The organism is Variovorax sp. YR750, from assembly GCF_900109805.1.
GTDB classification, from domain to species: Bacteria; Pseudomonadota; Gammaproteobacteria; order Burkholderiales; family Burkholderiaceae_C; genus Variovorax; species Variovorax gossypii.
Window position 1 is genome coordinate 456,752 of record NZ_FOBJ01000003.1, and the last position, 16,787, is coordinate 473,538.

Here is a 16,787-nt window from a genome sequence, read left to right on the forward strand (position 1 = left end):
AGATGAAGGCCGCGCTGCGCCTGATCGCCTGCATTGCGGTGGCAGGCCTGGCACTCCAGCTCTTCTTCGTGGCGCGCATCGCGGCGATGGCCGTGATCGATCCGCAGAGCACCGCGTTCCAGCGCTCCGAGGCCTACCAGATCGCCATCCACCAGGGAAGCGGCGGCGGCTGGCGCCAGGAATGGGTGCCCTACTCGCAGATCAACGACACGCTCAAGCGCGCGGTCATCGCGAGCGAGGACTCCGGCTTCGTCGACCACAACGGCGTGGAATGGGAAGCCATCGAGCGCGCGCGCCAGCGCAACGCCAGGGCGGAAGAGCTGGCCGCCAAGCGTGCCGCACGCGCGGCGGCACGTGGCAGGCCGGTCAAGCCCGTGCAACTGCGCGGCGGCTCGACCATCACGCAGCAGCTCGCGAAGAACCTGCTGCTGTCGGGCGAGCGCACCATGCTGCGCAAGGGGCAGGAGCTGGTGCTGGCCACGCTGCTCGAGGTGCTGCTCGACAAGCGGCGGATCCTGGAGATCTATCTCAACAACGTGGAGTGGGGCGAAGGCGTGTTCGGCGCCCAGGCGGCCTCGCAGTACTACTTCCGCAAGCCGGCTTCGCGCCTGGGCACCGGCGAGGCGGCACGCCTCGCGGTGATGCTGCCCAGCCCCAAGTTCTTCGAGCGCCGGACCGGCTCGCCCTACCTGAGCGGGCGTGCTTCCACGGTCATGGCGCGGATGCCTGCGGCCGAGCTGCCCTGAAGACGGCCGCGCCGCGCAGGCCCTCGATGGCCAGCACCGCGGCGAAGCCGATGGTGTAGGCCAGCACGTCCCACCAGTCGGCCGTGCTGCCGAGCACGATGCGCAGGGCGCGGTTCGGAATGTGCAGGTGCCACGTCGCCGCCAGGTACTGCCCGAGCTCGACCGCAAGGCCCACGCCCAGCGCGGCCAGTGCCAGCGGCAGCACACGCGCGGCGATCACCGTCCTGAACACGAAGTACACCCACACCACGGCCAGCACGTCGCCGAAGAAGCTGCGCAGCCAGCCCCAGCGAGCCCCCACGGTGGCCAGCAGCAGGAGAACGAGGAACAGGGCCACGGCCCAGGCAAGGGAAAGAGGATCGAAACGCCATCGCATGGCCCGTATCATCGCGCCCATATGCTGGCAAAGCTCACGGGTTGGTTGCTTCTTGGGATCGTCCGCTTGCTCACGGGTGCCCAGGCACGCTGGTACGGCTGTCCGCCCAAGGCCGAGCAGCGCATCTACTTCGCCAACCACCAGAGCCATGCCGACCTGGTGATGATCTGGGCGGCGCTGCCGGAAGAGCTGCGCAGCATCACGCGCCCGATCGCCGCGCGCGACTACTGGGCCAACACGCCGGTCAAGCGCTGGATCACGACGGAGGTCTTCAACGCGGTGTACGTGGAGCGGCAGGCGACGCCTGCTGCGGCAAGCGCAGCGGCAACCGCACCGACAGCACCGGTGGTGGCCGAAGCACCGCCACCGCCGCCCGTCGTACGTGCACCGGTTCCGTCGCCGGCCGAGCGCATCGAGCCCTCGATGGAACCGCTGCTGCCGCTGACTCCGCCCGAGCCTCCCCTGGAAACCGTCGCGTCCGGCGCGCAAGGCCGGCTCGACCTGCCGGAGCCCCCTGCTCCACCTCCTGCGCCGCCGCCCGAGCCGCCGCCACCATCACCGCCGGCAGAGCCCGAAGCCCCGTCCGTCGCGGCGACTCCCGCTGTCGATCCGCTGGCCCCGCTGGTCGAGGCCCTGCGCAGCGGCGACTCGATCATCATCTTCCCCGAGGGCACGCGCGGCCACACCGGCGAGCCGCAGAAGTTCAAGTCGGGCCTCTACACGCTCGCCACGATGTTCCCCGAGGTGGTGCTGGTGCCCGCATGGATCGACAACGTGCAGCGCGTCATGCCCAAGGGCGAGATCGTGCCGGTGCCCATCCTCTGCTCCGTCACCTTCGGCGCGCCGATCCGCGTCGAGGAAGGCGAGGAGCGCCGCCCCTTCCTCGACCGGGCGCGCGCCGCCGTGATCGCCTTGCGCGACGTCTGACGACGACATGAACCAGTTTTTGCGCAGCCTCAGCCCGACCCAGCAGGTCGCGGCGCTCTTCCTCATCATCTTCGGCGTGCTCGCGATCGTGAGCGCCACGGCCTTCTTCCTGAGCTTCAGGGAAAAGCGCAACCCGGTGCACGACGCCGCCTGGCAGGCCGAGCTGGCGCACTTCCGCGCCCTGCTGGGCACCACCTGGTTCATGGTGCTGGTCTTCTGGATCGGCTGGGCGCTCGGCGAAACGGTGGCCACCGTGCTGTTCGCGCTGATCTCCTTCTTCGCGCTGCGCGAGTTCATCACGCTCTCGCCCACGCGACGCGGCGACCATCGCAGCCTGATCCTCGCCTTCTTCGTGGTGCTGCCGATCCAGTTCTGGCTCGTGGCCACCGCGCGCTTCGACCTGTTCACCGTGTTCATCCCGGTGTACGTGTTCCTCGCGATCCCGGTGACCAGCGCACTGGCCAACGACCCGAGCCAGTTCCTGGAGCGCAATGCCAAGCTGCAGTGGGGCATCATGGTCTGCGTCTACGGCATGAGCCACGTGCCGGCGCTGCTGCTGCTGAGCTTCCCGGGCTACGAGGGCAAGAGCGCCTTCCTCGTGTTCTTCCTGGTGTTCGTGGTGCAGACCTCGGTGCTGGTGCAGCACCTGATCTCGCGGCGCATGCAGCGCGCGCCCTTCGCGCCCAACGTGAGCCGCAGCTTCAACTGGACCAGCTGGGCCATCGGCATCGCGGTGGCGAGCCTGGTGGGCGCGCTGTTCTCGTTCATCACGCCGTTCAAGTTCGGCCAGGCGCTCGCGGTGTCGGTCATCGCGTGCATCTCGGGGTCGATGGGACACCTGGTGATGAAGGCGCTCAAGCGCGACCGGGGCATTCCGAACTGGGGCCAGAAAGGCATGGGCGTGACCGGCGCCAACGGCCTGCTGGACCGCGTCGATGCACTCTGCTTCGCCGCGCCCATCTTCTTCCACTCCATCCGCTGGTACTTCAACGCCTGAACCTGGCACACCCCCAGGCTCCGCGCACTTCGTGTCGCTTCGCCAACCCCCTTGCAGGGGGCAATACCTGCGGCCCGGCGAAGCCGGTTCCGCGGTATTCATGGAAAAGCCTCGCGGGCGGTTCTGCGCGGGGAGGCAGATGAATTCGTTCAGGCCTTGCGGCGCACCACGCGGCCGAAGACTTCCTTCGCCTTGCGTCCGATGGCCCTGGCCTTCAGTGCCTGCAGTTCTCGGGCGAGGCGTGCGCGCTGCTCGGCCGAGAGCGCGGTGCCGAAGCGGCCCAGCGCGGCCTCGAGCGCCGCGCGCTGCGCTTCCACCCGGCCCTGCCGGCCCTCGGCCTCGGCAAGCCACTCGCAGGCATTGACGACGCGCTCGCGCAGCGCGGCATCGCCCGAATCGCCGAAGCGTGCGATGAGAGCGCGATAGGTCTTGATCTGGCCGGCCGGATCGCCGAGCTTGTCCTGCGCCTTGGCCTTGTTGATCATCGACTTCGCGGCCCAGAGCTGCAGCGTGCCTTCCCTCGCGCCGGTGGTGCGCGCGATGGCCTCGTCGTAGCAGGCCACCGCCGCCTCGAGCCGGCCGGTCTGGCGCAGCGTGGCGCCCTTGCGGAACAGCGCGCCGACCACGCGCCCGCGCAGGTCGGGCAGCTCGGAGTTGCCCCAGCGCGCGACGATCTCGTCGTGCACGCGCATCTCGTCGTCGTGCCGGCCGAGGCGGTCGAGCGCGGTGCTCTTGTACTGCATGCACAGCGCGACCGTCTCCTGCATCTCGGTCGAGGAATCGGCACCGTAGCGCGCGTCCATCGCCTCGGCGGCGGCGACGACTTCGTCGAAGCGCTCCAGCGCGACCAGGCAGAAGGCCTTGTGGACCAGCGCCCGCGCGCACTGGCGGCGCAGCTCCGGATGCGGCGACGGGGCATGCGCGGCCAGCACCTCGTCGAACAGCGCGATGGCCTCGCGCGACTCGCCCGCATCGCCGTGCCTGCGCCCCTGCTTGACCTTGTCGCGCACCTCGTCGCGCGTCTCGGGCGACAGCTCCGGCAGGTTGGCCTCGGCGTCGGCCCTGCGCAGCCGCCTGAGGCAGGCTTCGCGGCCGGCGATGGCCTTGGCCAGGGTGTCCTGCAATTCAAGAGCGGGCGCGCCCTGGAGCTGGCGCGCGAGCTGCTGGTACACAGCGAGCGCATCCTCGGCGCGGCCCAGCCGTTCGAGCAGCACGAAGCCCTTGTTGAGCAGCGCGCTCGCGACGGTGCGATGCACCACCGCGTCGGTGTCAGCGCCGAAGGTGGCGAGCAGGCGATCGCATGCGGCCAGCGCGGCATCGCCGTCTTCCTGCTCGCGCAGGCCCACCGACCAGTCGTAGGCGCGGCGCACCGCCATGCGGCGCACCTGCGGCGATGCGTCGTGGCCGTAGCGGTCGAGCAGCCAGCCGACCAGTTCGGCGCGGTTCGCATGCTCGTCGATGCCGAAGCCGTCGAAGAACAGCGTCAGCGCCCGCACGCCTTCGATGCGCAGTTCCGGCGCGGCTTCGGCAAGGCCGGCCTCGATCTGGTCGGCCACGGCGAGGCACATCACCTGCGCCTGGGCATGCTGCGCCAGCTCCCGCAGGTTGAGCACCGACGCCAGGCGCGCACGCGCCACGCGCAGCACCACGCCGGGGTCGGTGCTGGCGTCGAAGCGCTCGATCGCGGCCTCCAACGTGGCCAGCGCATCCTGCGGCAGGCCGCGGTGATGCTCCACCTCGGCCTTGAGCAACCGCGCCTCCACGCGCCAGGTGTCGAAGGCGGCATCGGGCTGGCTGTCGAGCAGTTCGCTCATGGCGTCGCAAGCTTCGCAGCGCGCGGCAGGCTCGTCGATCCACCATGTGCGCTGGTAGAGCGCGTGGGCGATGTGCTCGCGGATCTCGGGCTCGGCGCGCTGGCCGTGCGCCGCGATCAGGCGGTCGAGCGTGGCGAGCGCGTCTGCCGGGCGGTGCATCTGGCGCAGCATGTGCGCCAGCAGGCGCAGCGTCTGGCAGCACGGCACGACCACGCCGACCTCGGGCTTCGCCGCGAATTCGTCGAGCAGCCTGGCGCTCGCGGCCAGCGCTTCCTTGCGACGGCCCAGGTCGTCGAGCAGCTCGATGCGGCGGAAACTGGCGGCCGCGCGTTCGGCGGGGTGCATCTGCAGGCGCGCGATCAAGGCTTGCACCTCGTCCAGTTGCTGCTGCGCGGAGGACTCGACTACATTCACATTCGCTTCCTTGGATGGCGCGCCCCGCGCGCGGCGGGGGGCGGACTGTACGGACCGGGCGGATTCTGCCCGCGATCAGCCCGCTTTCGGCCCTCTCCTCGCGGCTCTTTCGACTCTCTTTATCCGGGCTTAGGCCTTTACGTTTCCTTTCATGCGCATTCTCGGCATCGACCCCGGCTTGCAGACCACCGGCTTCGGCGTGGTCGATGCGGACGGCCACGGGCTGCGCTACGTGGCCAGCGGCACCATCAGCACGCGGCACCTGGGCACCGGCAACCTGCCGGCGCGGCTGAAGGTGCTGTTCGACGGCATCGCGGAAATCACCGCGCGCTACCAGCCCGATGCATCGGCGGTGGAAATCATCTTCGTCAACGTCAATCCGCAGTCGACGCTGCTGCTGGGGCAGGCGCGCGGTGCGTGCGTGACGGCGCTGGTCAGCAACAACCTCTCGGTGGCCGAGTACACGGCGCTGCAGATGAAGAAGGCGGTGGCCGGCCACGGCCAGGCGGCCAAGGCGCAGGTGCAGGAGATGGTGCGGCGGCTGCTCGACCTGCCCGGCCTGCCGGGCGCCGACGCGGCGGACGCACTGGGCATCGCCATCACGCATGCGCAGGTGGGACGCTCGATGGCGCGGCTCGCCGAAGCGGCCGAGCTGTCGAAGACCCATGCCGGCACCTATCGGCAGGGGCGTTCGAGGTAGGCTCGCCCCCCAGGCTTCGCGCACTTCGTGTCGCGCACGCCTTCCCCCTTCCGGGGGCAACACCTGCGGCCCGGCGAAGCCGGTTCCGCGGTGCTTCCCGAATCAGCCCGTAGCTGCTTTCAGCGCACGATGTAGCGCAGCTCGCCAAGGCGCTTGCGTCGCTCGCGCACCTCGGCAGCCACTGATGCGGCGTCGCCATCGAGCGCACGCGCTATCCAGCCGGCCAGCTGCGGCATGTCTTCGGGCGTGAAGCCCAGTCGCACGATCTCGGGCACGCCCAGGCGCAGGCCGTTGATGTCGCCCTCCACGGGCGCGATCGGCAATCCGATGCCGCAGGCCAGCAGGCCGCCCTGCGCAAGCTTCTTCGAAGCGTGCTGCCCGCCGCCCCAGCGCGCCGCCTCGAGTGCGAACTGGTGCGACTGCGTGAAGCCGCGCGCCTTCGCGAACACCGGCAGGCCCAGCGCATCGAGAGCGCGTGCGAGCGCCTGCGCGGTCTCGCGCATCGCCGCCGCATAGGCGACGCCGTGCACCTTCCAGTCGAGCAGCCCGCGGGCCAGCGCCGCGGTGCGCCCCGCGTCCGAATTGGCCGTGAGGCCGGGGTACGCGATGGCATCGATGCGCTCCATCAGCGCGGCGTCGTTCGACACGATCAGGCCGCCCGCCGGGCCGCCCAGGCTCTTGTAGGTGCTCATCGTGATGGCATGCGCGCCCTGCTCCAGCGGCTGCGGCCACGCCTTGCCGGCCACCATGCCCGAGAGGTGCGCGGCGTCGAAGAGCAGCTTCGCGCCCACGCTGTCGGCGATCTCGCGGATCGCCGGCACCGGGTGCGGAAACAGGTTCAGGCTGCCGCCGATGGTGATGAGCTTCGGCTTCGCCTCGCGCACCAGCTTCGCGAGCGCGGTCACGTCGACCGTGTAGCCGTCGGCATCCACAGGCGCGGAGACCGGCTTCAGGCCGTAGAGCCCCGCCGCGCCTGCCACATGGTGCGTGACGTGGCCGCCGATGCTGGGCGGCGGCACGACGATGGTGTCGCCCGGCCTGCAGGTCGCCATGAACACGTAGAGATTCGACAGCGCGCCCGAGCTCACGCGCACCTCGGCGAACTTCGAGCCGAACACCTCGGCCGCCAGCTCGGCCGCGACGACTTCGATGCGCTCGATGGCCTCGAGCCCCATCTCGTACTTGTCGCCCGGATAGCCCAGCGACGGACGCGAGCCCAGCCCGCGCGACAGCAGCGCCTCGGCGGCCGGGTTCATCACGTTGGTGGCGGGGTTGAGGTTCAGGCCTTGCACGTCGTGGATGCGGTGGTTGTCGGCCACCAGCCGTTCGATCTCGGCGGCGACGCCCGCCGCATCGCGCGCGGAGGCATCCGCGGCAATGGAAAGCACGTGGTCTTCGCTGGCGGCGGGAACCCAGGGGCGGCGTTGCAGGGCGGCGGGCATGCGGCGGATCTCGCTGGAAGTGATGGATGCACGAATCGTCGCGCGCCGCCGCCGGCCGGGCAAACCGGATAATCTGGCCCCGGGCCATAGAAAAACTTGGCCTGAAGGATCTGCCAGATGCCGCTCGCACCGCCGCGCCCCCGCCTGCCGCCGCACACCGCCGTGCGCGCCTTCGAGGCCGCGGCCCGCCACGGCAGCTTCGCGCGCGCGGCCGAGGAACTCTTCGTCACGCCGGCCGCCGTCGCGCAGCAGATCAAGGCGCTTGAAACATGGGCCGGCGGCGCGCTGTTCGAGCGGCACAGCCAGGGCATCCGCCTCAGCGCGCACGGGCGGCGCGCCCTGCCTGCCCTCAGCGCGGCCGTCGACCAGCTCGGCCTGGCCGTGCAGGCGTTGCGCCACGAAACCCAGATCGCCGCGCGCCGCAGCACGCTGCAGGTGGCCGCGCTGCCTGCCGTGGCCCAGCTGTGGCTGTCGCCCCGGCTCTCGCGCCTGAAGGCGGAGCTGCCCGGCGTGCAGGTGTCGGTGACCGCGCTGGAACAGCCGCCGAACTTTCGTCGCGAGCCATTCGATCTGGGCCTCTTCTATGCGCGGGCCGGCGAGCGCATCGAGACCGACGCGGGCGCGCAGGCGATCCCGCTCGTGCGCGACCGGCTGCTGCCCGTGTGCAGCCCGCGCCTGCGGCAGCCCCTGCCCAGCGGCCGCCCGCGCCCGCCCGAGGACCTGATCGAACTGCTGGAGCGCAACGGCGGACTGCACGACACCGTCTGGCGCGACGACTGGCAGCGCTGGCTGCAGGCCGTGCGGCCCGGCACCACGGCGGCCGAAGCCGAGGCGCTGGCGGCCGGGCCGGACTTCTCGCTCTACAGCCTCGCCCTGCAGGCCGCGCTCGACGGCGAAGGCGTGCTGATGGGCCGCGAGCGCCTCGTCGCGCCCCTGCTTGCTCAGGGCAAGCTGCATGCGCCCTGGGGCCGGCCGAAGGCGCTGGGCGACACGGTCGTGCTGCTGGTGCCCGCGCATCGCAAGGGGCCGCTGCTGGCTCGGCAGGTGCAGGCCTTGCAAGCGCTGACCGAAAACTGAAACACAAGCGCCGGACACTTTCCGCGCCGAGCCTCCCCATTTGCAGGGAGGCCGCCGCGCAGGCGCAGTGACAGACTTCGCGCCAGCACCAACAACATCGGGAGCGAACCATGGCAGGAGAGGATCACGGTGGGGGAACGCCCGCGCCTTCGTCGCGGGTGGAGAAGGTCACGAAATGGGCCAGCGGCGCGTCGGCGCTGATCGCGGTGCTCGCGGCGGCGCTGGGCCTCTACTGGCAGTACAAGGCAGAGGATTCGAAGAAGGCCGCCGAGGATGCCCAGCATCGCGCCGCGGCTTCGGCGCAGGCGAACGAGGCGCAGCGCATCGACTTCGAGCGCAAGCGGGTCGACAACTCGCTCGAGGAGACGCGCTTCAAGCGCGACCAGTACGTCTACGAGAAGGTGGTCGAGGTGCTCCAGATGGACGAGAAGGCGCCGGGCCGGCATCGCCGCGAGCAGGCGGCCTTCGCGCTCATCAATTCGGTGGCATCGGAAGACCTGGCGGGCCGGCTCTTTCCGCTCGTGGCGCTGTCTTTCGCCGATCCGGTGCTGCGCGCCGAAGCGGGCAAGGCCGGGGAGTTCGCGCAGGAGCAGAAGGCCATCGAGGTCAATCGCAGCGCCGCGGCGGCAGTGGCTAAACCGCCGGCCAGCTCCTCATCGGGGAAATTCGCCGGCTTCCGGGTCGACATCCTGTACTGCACGAGCGAGCGCGATCCGGAGGTCCGCAAGCGCAATGAAGCGCCTGCGCGCGACCTGCTCGCCAGGCTGAAGGCCGCGCGCGGCGACGTCACCTGGCGGCTGCGCGAGTTTCCCGAGGCGAGCAACGCCGTTCCCGGCTACCTGATCCGCGGCGTGCAGGTCCGCTACAACCCGCGGGACAACGAGACGGAGGCCGCCCAGGCGCTGCGGCAGATGGTGGTGGAGAACGTCCCGAAGGACTTCGACGAGGTGACGCTGCGCGAAGTCTCGCAGCGCACGCCGTCCTACCTGAGCCTCTTCGTCTGCCGGCAGGAGACCGCCGGCTGAAGACAACTCATGCCACCCGTTCGGCGATCAGGACCGCGAAGAAGCCGAAGGCCGCCAGCAGCGTCCACTTCAGCACGATCCAGCCGATGCGGCGGTACTTGACCTGCCCCGTGCCCGCGTAGAACGCGAAGCACACGCCGGCCACCAGCAGAAGCAGCAGGATGGCCCATCGGAACAGGAGCATGTGAGGAAGGCGGGAGGAGGCGCTCGTTACCAGGCGCGCGCGACTTCGCCGAAACCGCGCGGCGCGCGCTTCTCGTCCTCGAAGGTCACGACCTCGTAGGCGTCGCTGTGCGAGAGCAGTTCGCGCAGCAGCTTGTTGTTGAGCGCATGGCCCGAGCGGAAGGCGGTGTAGGCGGCCAGCAGCGGCTTGCCGATGATGTAGAGGTCGCCCATCGCGTCGAGGATCTTGTGCTTCACGAACTCGTCGTCGTAGCGCAGGCCGCCTTCGTTCAGCACCTTGGTGTCGTCCATCACGATGGCGTTGTCCAGGCCACCGCCGAGCGCGAGGCCCTTGCTGCGCATGTACTCGACTTCCTTGGTGAAGCCGAAGGTGCGCGCGCGTGCGATGTCGCGGCTGTAGGAATCGGTGCCCAGGTCGAATTCCACGCGCTGGCCGGTGGAATTGACGACGCGGTGGTCGAAGTCGATCTCGAAGCTCAGCTTGTAGCCGTGGTACGGCTCCAGGCTCGCCCATTTCTCGTTGGCGCCCTCGCCTTCGCGCACCTCGACCTTGCGGGTCACGCGGATGAAGCGGCGCGGCGCTTTCTGCAGCGCGATGCCCGCGCTCTGCAGCAGGAACACGAAGGAGGAAGCCGATCCGTCGAGGATCGGCACTTCGTCGGCCGTGATGTCGATGTAGAGGTTGTCGATGCCCAGGCCCGCGCAGGCGGACATGATGTGTTCGACGGTCTGCACCTTGGCGCCGCCGGTGGAGACGGTGGAGGCCAGGCGCGTGTCGGTGACCGACTCGGCGGTCATGCGGATCTCGACCGGCTCGGGCAGGTCGACGCGGCGGAACACGATGCCCGTGTCGGCCGGAGCCGGCCGCAGTGTCAGCTCCACGCGCTGGCCGCTATGGAGCCCCACGCCCACGGCGCGGCTGATCGACTTGAGGGTACGTTGTTGCAGCACGGCCGGGATTTTAGGCGCGCGACGGGCGTGGCGGCCTATGCCCCTCGCTATGGCACCGATAGACATGGGTTCTATGCAATTCCTTCGAATTGGCCTGAAATGGACGCAAAGGGCACGAGGTGAGCGCAGCGCCTAGAGCCAGCGGACGTCCCTTTCGGGTCGTCCCTGTGCCCCTTACGCTCCCTCGTGCCCTCTGCGTCTGGCCGAGTTCACCCCCGCGATGGCCTCCAGCGAGGCCATCGGATGGGGTGTTCTCTCAATCGGCTTGACGGCGCAGGAAGGCCGGGATCTCGAAGTCGTCCATGCCACCCGAAGACAGCGCATCCACCTTCGCCGCGGCCATCGTGCGGTTGGTGCGCCACACGCTGGGAACGGCCATGCCGTCGTAGTTGGGCTGGCTGCCGCCCGTGCCGCCGGCATGACCCACGCCACCGAGCGTCGGCACGGTGAAGGGGATGTTGTCGGTGCCGGTGCGGATCACTTCCAGCGTCGGCTGCTGGCGGCGTGCGTCGGCACGCGACAGGCCGGTGGCCACCACGGTCACGCGCATCTCGTCGCCCAGGCTGTCGTCGTAGGCGGCGCCGTAGATCACGTGCGCGTCCGGCGAAGCGTAGGCGCGGATGGTGTTCATCGCCAGCTTCGACTCGTTCAGCTTCAGCGAGCTCTTCGACGCCGTCACCAGCACCAGCACGCCCTTGGCGCCCGAGAGGTCGATGCCTTCGAGCAGCGGGCAGGCCACGGCCTGCTCGGCGGCGATGCGCGCGCGGTCCGGGCCTGCAGCCGCGGCCGTGCCCATCATGGCCTTGCCGGGTTCACCCATCACGGTGCGCACGTCTTCGAAGTCGACGTTCACGCCGCCGTACTCGTTGATGATTTCCGAGATGCCGCCCACGGCGTTCTTCAGCACGTCGTTGGCCTGCGCGAAGGCTTCTTCCTGCGTGACGTCCTCGCCCAGCACGTCGAGCAGCTTCTCGTTGAGCACCACGATCAGCGAATCGACGTTCGCTTCGAGTTCGGCCAGGCCGGCGTCGGCGTTGGTCATGCGGCGGCCGCCTTCCCAGTCGAAGGGCTTGGTGACCACGCCCACGGTCAGGATGCCCATTTCCTTCGCGACGCGCGCGATCACGGGAGCCGCACCGGTGCCGGTGCCGCCGCCCATGCCGGCCGTGATGAACAGCATGTGTGCGCCGTCGATGGCGGTGCGGATGTCGTCCACCGCGAGCTCGGCCGCTTCACGGCCCCTTTCGGGCTTGCTGCCGGCGCCCAGGCCGCTGGTGCCGAGCTGGATGATCTTGTGCGCGTTGCTGCGCTGCAGGGCCTGTGCGTCGGTGTTCGCGCAGACGAACTGAACGCCCTGCACGCCACGCTCCATCATGTGGGCGACCGCATTGCCGCCGCCACCGCCGACACCGATCACCTTGATCTGCGTGCCCTGATTGAACTCTTCGACTTCGATCATTTCGATGGTCATTTTTAACTCCTTGAATCTTGCAGTTGCCGTTATGTGTCTGTGAATATTTCTTGTGTATTGACGAGATCAACGAAGAGCCCGTCGCGATGGTGGACCTGTTCGTCGCCATCGCTCGTTGAAATGCATGGGAGGGCTGCCACGCGCGAGCCAGAGTGGAGACTTGATCATGGCTAGAAATTCCCCACGATGAAGTCCTTGAAACGTCCGAATGCAGTCTTTACCGACCCATTCTTCTGCGCGACCTTGAAGCCACGCATGCGTGCGAAGCGTGCTTCCTCGAGCAGGCCCATCACCGTCGCGGCACGAGGCTGCGCGACCATGTCCGACAACGCGCTCGAATACTTCGGGATGCCGCGGCGCACGGGCTTGAGGAAGATGTCCTCGCCGAGCTCGACCATGCCGGGCATCACGGCGCTGCCGCCCGTGAGCACCACGCCCGACGACAGCACCTCTTCGTAGCCCGACTCGCGCACCACCTGCTGCACCAGCGAGAAGATCTCCTCGATGCGCGGCTCGATCACGCCGGCCAGTGCCTGCTTGCTCAGCATGCGCGGGCCGCGGTCGCCCAGGCCCGGCACTTCAACCTGCGTCTCGGGGTCCGCCAGCAGCTGCTTGGCGAAGCCGTTCTCGACCTTGATGTCCTCTGCGTCCTTGGTCGGCGTGCGCAGCGCCATCGCGATGTCGCTGGTGATGAGGTCGCCCGCGATCGGGATCACCGCCGTGTGGCGGATCGCGCCGTTGGTGAAGATCGCCACGTCGGTCGTGCCCGCGCCGATGTCCACCAGCACCACGCCCAGCTCGCGCTCGTCTTCCGTCAGCACCGCCTGGCTGGAGGCCAGCGGGTTCAGCATGAGCTGGTCGACTTCGAGGCCGCAGCGACGCACGCACTTGATGATGTTCTCGGCCGCGCTCTGCGCGCCGGTCACGATGTGCACCTTGGCTTCGAGCCGCATGCCGCTCATGCCGATCGGCTCCTTCACGTCCTGGCCGTCGATCACGAACTCCTGCGGCTCCACCAGCAGGAGGCGCTGGTCGCTCGAGATGTTGATGGCGCGTGCCGTCTCCACCACGCGGGCCACGTCGGCGGGCGTCACTTCCTTGTCCTTCACCGCCACCATGCCGCTCGAGTTGATGCCGCGGATGTGGCTGCCGGTGATGCCGGTGTAGACGCGGCTGATCTTGCAGTCGGCCATCAGCTCGGCCTCTTTCAGCGCCTGCTGGATGCTCTGCACCGTGGCGTCGATGTTCACCACCACGCCGCGCTTGAGGCCGTTGCTCGGCGCGATGCCGAGGCCGGCCAGCTTGAGCTCGCCACCGGGCAGCACCTCGGCCACGACCACCATCACCTTGGCGGTGCCGATGTCGAGTCCTACGACCAGGTCTTTGTATTCTTTGGGCATTGAAATGTCCTCGATTCCTCGGTATTCGCTACTTGATTTTTCTTGGGGCCTCTGGCGAGACCGTGGTGACGCCGCGCAGCCGCAATGCATACGCGTCGTTGTGGCGCAGGTCGGCGCCCTCGACGTCGGCCATGGTTCGGCGGTACTGGCCCGCGACCTGGGTCACGGTCTTCAGGAAGCGCTGCAACCTGGCAGTCACCTCCTCGCCCTGGCCCCGGCCGAGCTCGATCTCGGCGCCGCTGTCGAGCACCACCTTCCAGCTGCCGCGGCTCGACAGCGTGAGCTCGTCGATGCTCAGGTCGTAGGGCTGGAACTGCGGCTGCAGCACGCGGTACATGCCCAGCACCTGGCCGGCCTGCTCGATCGGGCCGTCCAGGCGCGGCAGGTTGTCGTCCACCTCGGCCACGTTGGCCTCGAACACGTCGCCGAAGCCGTTGATGAGCTTCGAGCTCGCCTCGTCGCCCCAGTTGGCCACCGGCACCTGCTCGGTCAGCGTCACGCGCAGCTTGTTCGGGAACTCGCGCCGCACCACCGCGCTGCGCACCCACGGCACCGACTCGAAGGCAGCGCGAGCGCGCGCCAGGTCGATGGTGAAGAAGTTGCCCTTGAGCTGCGGCGCCACGTTGGCGCGCAGCGTGACCGCGTTGTTGTGCGTGACCTCGCCGTCCACCTTGATGCCGGCGATCGGGAAGAAAGGCTGGCGCAGCACCCACCACGCGCCCGCGGCAAGCAGCATGAGCGCCACCGCCGCGAACGCAAGGTTGGCGACGATGTTCATGAGCTTGACGTCGAAGGGCGCGGGAATGCTGTCGGCCATGGCTATAGCGAGCCTCCCGTTGCGTCCAGCGTGGCGGAAGCCAGCACCCGCAGGCACAGCTCCTCGTACGCGATGCCCGCGGCGCGGGCGGACATCGGCACCAGCGAATGGCTGGTCATGCCGGGCGAGGTGTTCATCTCCAGCAGGAAGGGCTTGCGGTCGCTGGCGCGGATCATCACGTCGGCGCGGCCCCAGCCACGGCAGCCGAGCGTGCGGTAGGCGGCCAGCGTGATGCGCTGGATCTCGCGCTCCTCGGCCTCGGGCAGGCCGCTCGGGCACTGGTACTTCACGTCGTCGGTGAAGTACTTGTTCTGGTAGTCGTAGGCACCCTCGGGCGCGGCGATGCGCACCACCGGCAGCGCGCGCGCATCGAGCCCGTGGCCGAGCACGGCGCAGGTCACTTCCTCGCCCTCGATGAATTCCTCGCACAGCACGTCGGCGTCGTACTTCGCCGACAGCGCGACCGCGTCCTGCATCTGCGAGTAGCCCTGCACCTTGGTCACGCCGATGGACGAGCCCTCGCGCGGCGGCTTCACGATCACGGGCAGGCCGAGCACGTCGGGCACGGCCATGATCTGCTCGCGGCTTTGCTGGTCGAAGGCCAGGCGCACGTACTTGGGCGTGGGCAGGCCGTCGGCCTGCCAGATGCGCTTGGTCATGACCTTGTCCATCGCCACGCTCGAGGCCATCACGCCCGAGCCGGTGTAGGGAATGCCGAGCAGCTCGAGCGCGCCCTGCACGGTGCCGTCCTCGCCGTGGCGGCCGTGCAGCGCGACGAAGCAGCGCGCGAAGCCTTCGCGCTTGAGCTCCGACAGCTCGCGCTGCGACGGATCGAAGGCATGCGCGTCCACGCCGCGCGAACGCAGCGCGTCGAGCACGCCGGTGCCCGACATCAGGGAAATTTCGCGTTCGGCGGAGCTGCCGCCGAACAGCACGGCGACCTTGCCGAAGAGCTTGGGGTCCTGGAGGCTCATGAGGCCCTCCCTTTGCGCGAAGCGCGCTCGGATGTTGAAGGAGCGGCGGCCGCACCGGCCGCCGCGCCGAGTTCGACCACCTTGGCCGGCACCGCGCCGATGGAGCCCGCGCCCATCGAGAGCACCACGTCGCCCGGACGGGCGTTGTCGAGAATGGCGCGCGGCATGGCGGCGATGTCGTCGACGAACACCGGCTCGACCTTGCCCGCCACGCGCAGCGCGCGCGCCAGCGTACGTCCGTCGGCCGCCACGATGGGCTGCTCGCCGGCGGCATAGACCTCGCCGAGCAGCACCGCGTCGGCCGTGCCGATGACCTTCACGAAGTCCTCGAAGCAGTCGCGCGTGCGGGTGTAGCGATGCGGCTGGAAGGCCAGCACCAGCCGGCGCCCCGGGAACGCGCCGCGCGCGGCCGAGATGGTGGCGGCCATCTCCACGGGGTGATGGCCGTAGTCGTCGATCACGGTGAAGGTGCCCGTGGCGCCCTCGCCCTGCACCGCGACGTCGCCGTAGCTCTGGAAGCGGCGGCCCACGCCCTTGAAGCCGGCCAGGCCGCGCTGCACCGCCTCGTCGGAAATGCCGAGTTCGACGGCCACCGCGATCACCGACAGCGCATTGCGCACGTTGTGTTCGCCCGGCAGGTTCAGCACGATGGGCAGGTCGGGCAGCGTCACGCCGTTGCGGCGCTGCGCGGTGAAGTGCATCTGGCCACCGACGGCGCGCACGTCGATGGCGCGCACCTGGGCGTCCTCGCCGAAGCCGTAGCTGGTGACCGGGCAGGTCACGTCGGCCACGATCTCGCGCACCGCCGGATCGTCGGTGCAGAGGATGGCCACGCCGTAGAACGGCATGCGGTGCAGGAAGTCGACGAAAGCCTTCTTGAGCTTCGCGAAGTCGTGCCCGTAGGTTTCCATGTGATCGGCGTCGATGTTCGTGACCACCGCCATCACCGGCAGCAGGTTCAGGAACGAGGCGTCCGACTCGTCGGCCTCCACCACGATGTAGTCGCCGCTGCCGAGCTGCGCGTTGGCGCCGGCGCTGTTGAGGCGCCCGCCGATCACGAAGGTCGGGTCGAGCCCCGCGGCGGCGAGCACGCTCGCCACCAGGCTGGTGGTGGTGGTCTTGCCGTGCGTGCCGGCAATGGCGATGCCCTGCTTCAGGCGCATCAGCTCGGCCAGCATCAGCGCGCGCGGCACGACCGGAATGCGCTTCTCGCGCGCGGCCAGCACCTCGGGGTTGTCCGACTGCACTGCCGTGGAAGTGACGACCGCGTCCGCGCCGTCGATGTGCGCGGCTGCGTGGCCCACGAAGGTACCGATGCCCAGGCCCGCGAGCCGGCGCAGCGTGGCGCTGTCGGCCAGGTCGGAGCCGGTGATCTTGTAGCCCAGGTTGAGCAGCACCTCGGCGATGCCGCTCATGCCGGACCCACCGATGCCCACGAAATGGATGTGACGAATCGCGTGCTTCATACCGGCA

Annotated in this window: 16 protein-coding genes; 6 read left to right on the forward strand and 10 right to left on the reverse strand. The window is 69.2% G+C overall.

Features of this window, described 5'->3' with window-relative positions:
* Window positions 1-2: 2 nt before the first annotated feature.
* Window positions 3-746, forward strand: coding sequence for a monofunctional biosynthetic peptidoglycan transglycosylase (gene mtgA / locus BMY35_RS08590; RefSeq protein ID WP_093196912.1), 744 nt, complete (start codon window positions 3-5; stop codon window positions 744-746).
* Here mtgA and BMY35_RS08595 read toward each other — a convergent pair.
* Window positions 712-1,134 (reverse strand): ribosomal maturation YjgA family protein, encoded by a 423-nt coding sequence (locus tag BMY35_RS08595; protein WP_093197245.1) that lies wholly within the window; start codon window positions 1,132-1,134, stop codon window positions 712-714. The two genes, mtgA and BMY35_RS08595, sit on opposite strands and share 35 nt — an antisense overlap.
* A 9-nt stretch (window positions 1,135-1,143) precedes the next feature.
* On the opposite strand from BMY35_RS08595, the gene BMY35_RS08600 reads away from it, so the two are divergent.
* Together BMY35_RS08600 and BMY35_RS08605 are read left to right on the forward strand one after the other, a co-directional pair.
* Window positions 1,144-2,049: a 1-acyl-sn-glycerol-3-phosphate acyltransferase gene (locus BMY35_RS08600; protein WP_176947383.1), complete on the forward strand. Its 906-nt coding sequence runs from the start codon at window positions 1,144-1,146 to the stop codon at window positions 2,047-2,049.
* A 7-nt stretch (window positions 2,050-2,056) separates the two neighbouring features.
* On the forward strand, window positions 2,057-3,046 hold the full coding sequence (locus BMY35_RS08605; RefSeq protein WP_093196915.1) for a phosphatidate cytidylyltransferase: 990 nt from the start codon (window positions 2,057-2,059) through the stop codon (window positions 3,044-3,046).
* A gap of 149 nt (window positions 3,047-3,195) precedes the next feature.
* Here BMY35_RS08605 and BMY35_RS08610 read toward each other — a convergent pair whose 3' ends face one another.
* Window positions 3,196-5,274 (reverse strand): tetratricopeptide repeat protein, encoded by a 2,079-nt coding sequence (locus tag BMY35_RS08610; protein ID WP_093196918.1) that lies wholly within the window; start codon window positions 5,272-5,274, stop codon window positions 3,196-3,198.
* A 151-nt stretch (window positions 5,275-5,425) separates the two neighbouring features.
* Here BMY35_RS08610 and ruvC point away from each other — a divergent pair, with 151 nt between their 5' ends.
* Entirely contained in the window at window positions 5,426-5,974 is a 549-nt protein-coding gene (gene ruvC, locus BMY35_RS08615; RefSeq protein WP_093196921.1) for a crossover junction endodeoxyribonuclease RuvC, read from the forward strand.
* 119 nt (window positions 5,975-6,093) lie between these two features.
* On the opposite strand, the gene glyA is transcribed toward ruvC, so the two are convergent.
* Complete coding sequence (gene glyA / locus BMY35_RS08620) at window positions 6,094-7,416, reverse strand: serine hydroxymethyltransferase (protein ID WP_093196924.1); 1,323 nt, start codon at window positions 7,414-7,416, stop codon at window positions 6,094-6,096.
* Window positions 7,417-7,533: 117 nt separating this feature from the next.
* On the opposite strand from glyA, the gene BMY35_RS08625 reads away from it, so the two are divergent.
* A complete protein-coding gene (locus tag BMY35_RS08625) occupies window positions 7,534-8,493 on the forward strand; it encodes a LysR family transcriptional regulator (protein WP_093196927.1) in 960 nt (319 codons plus the stop codon).
* Between the two features lie 110 nt (window positions 8,494-8,603).
* Window positions 8,604-9,518 carry a hypothetical protein gene (locus BMY35_RS08630; protein ID WP_143080660.1) on the forward strand — a complete coding sequence of 305 codons (915 nt, stop codon included), beginning with the start codon at window positions 8,604-8,606 and terminating at the stop codon, window positions 9,516-9,518.
* 7 nt (window positions 9,519-9,525) lie between these two features.
* On the opposite strand, the gene BMY35_RS38260 is transcribed toward BMY35_RS08630, so the two are convergent.
* From BMY35_RS38260 to murC, 7 genes are all read right to left on the reverse strand, one after another.
* Window positions 9,526-9,702 carry a hypothetical protein gene (locus BMY35_RS38260; RefSeq protein WP_019656766.1) on the reverse strand — a complete coding sequence of 59 codons (177 nt, stop codon included), beginning with the start codon at window positions 9,700-9,702 and terminating at the stop codon, window positions 9,526-9,528.
* 26 nt (window positions 9,703-9,728) lie between these two features.
* Window positions 9,729-10,652, reverse strand: coding sequence for a UDP-3-O-acyl-N-acetylglucosamine deacetylase (gene lpxC / locus BMY35_RS08635; protein ID WP_171022508.1), 924 nt, complete (start codon window positions 10,650-10,652; stop codon window positions 9,729-9,731).
* A gap of 256 nt (window positions 10,653-10,908) precedes the next feature.
* A complete protein-coding gene (gene ftsZ, locus BMY35_RS08640; protein WP_093196934.1) occupies window positions 10,909-12,123 on the reverse strand; it encodes a cell division protein FtsZ in 1,215 nt (404 codons plus the stop codon).
* A gap of 170 nt (window positions 12,124-12,293) precedes the next feature.
* Window positions 12,294-13,523 (reverse strand): cell division protein FtsA, encoded by a 1,230-nt coding sequence (gene ftsA, locus BMY35_RS08645; protein ID WP_093196937.1) that lies wholly within the window; start codon window positions 13,521-13,523, stop codon window positions 12,294-12,296.
* Between the two features lie 28 nt (window positions 13,524-13,551).
* Window positions 13,552-14,340 (reverse strand): cell division protein FtsQ/DivIB, encoded by a 789-nt coding sequence (locus BMY35_RS08650; RefSeq protein WP_093196940.1) that lies wholly within the window; start codon window positions 14,338-14,340, stop codon window positions 13,552-13,554.
* Window positions 14,341-14,342: 2 nt separating this feature from the next.
* Window positions 14,343-15,314 carry a D-alanine--D-alanine ligase gene (locus tag BMY35_RS08655; protein WP_093196942.1) on the reverse strand — a complete coding sequence of 324 codons (972 nt, stop codon included), beginning with the start codon at window positions 15,312-15,314 and terminating at the stop codon, window positions 14,343-14,345.
* On the reverse strand, window positions 15,311-16,780 hold the full coding sequence (murC, locus tag BMY35_RS08660; protein ID WP_093196944.1) for a UDP-N-acetylmuramate--L-alanine ligase: 1,470 nt from the start codon (window positions 16,778-16,780) through the stop codon (window positions 15,311-15,313). Before murC ends, BMY35_RS08655 begins: the two co-directional genes overlap by 4 nt.
* Between the last annotated feature and the right edge of the window lie 7 nt (window positions 16,781-16,787).

Coding starts and splice junctions, on each gene's coding strand:
- BMY35_RS08650 (WP_093196940.1), bottom strand. CDS start 14,340: ATGGCCGACAGCATTCCCGCGCCCTTCGACGTCAAGCTCATGAACATC.
- BMY35_RS08600 (WP_176947383.1), top strand. CDS start 1,144: ATGCTGGCAAAGCTCACGGGTTGGTTGCTTCTTGGGATCGTCCGCTTG.
- BMY35_RS08630 (WP_143080660.1), top strand. CDS start 8,604: ATGGCAGGAGAGGATCACGGTGGGGGAACGCCCGCGCCTTCGTCGCGG.
- BMY35_RS38260 (WP_019656766.1), bottom strand. CDS start 9,702: ATGCTCCTGTTCCGATGGGCCATCCTGCTGCTTCTGCTGGTGGCCGGC.
- BMY35_RS08625 (WP_093196927.1), top strand. CDS start 7,534: ATGCCGCTCGCACCGCCGCGCCCCCGCCTGCCGCCGCACACCGCCGTG.
- BMY35_RS08595 (WP_093197245.1), bottom strand. CDS start 1,134: ATGATACGGGCCATGCGATGGCGTTTCGATCCTCTTTCCCTTGCCTGG.
- ftsZ (WP_093196934.1), bottom strand. CDS start 12,123: ATGACCATCGAAATGATCGAAGTCGAAGAGTTCAATCAGGGCACGCAG.
- glyA (WP_093196924.1), bottom strand. CDS start 7,416: ATGCCCGCCGCCCTGCAACGCCGCCCCTGGGTTCCCGCCGCCAGCGAA.
- mtgA (WP_093196912.1), top strand. CDS start 3: ATGAAGGCCGCGCTGCGCCTGATCGCCTGCATTGCGGTGGCAGGCCTG.
- BMY35_RS08605 (WP_093196915.1), top strand. CDS start 2,057: ATGAACCAGTTTTTGCGCAGCCTCAGCCCGACCCAGCAGGTCGCGGCG.
- ruvC (WP_093196921.1), top strand. CDS start 5,426: ATGCGCATTCTCGGCATCGACCCCGGCTTGCAGACCACCGGCTTCGGC.
- ftsA (WP_093196937.1), bottom strand. CDS start 13,523: ATGCCCAAAGAATACAAAGACCTGGTCGTAGGACTCGACATCGGCACC.
- murC (WP_093196944.1), bottom strand. CDS start 16,780: ATGAAGCACGCGATTCGTCACATCCATTTCGTGGGCATCGGTGGGTCC.
- BMY35_RS08655 (WP_093196942.1), bottom strand. CDS start 15,314: ATGAGCCTCCAGGACCCCAAGCTCTTCGGCAAGGTCGCCGTGCTGTTC.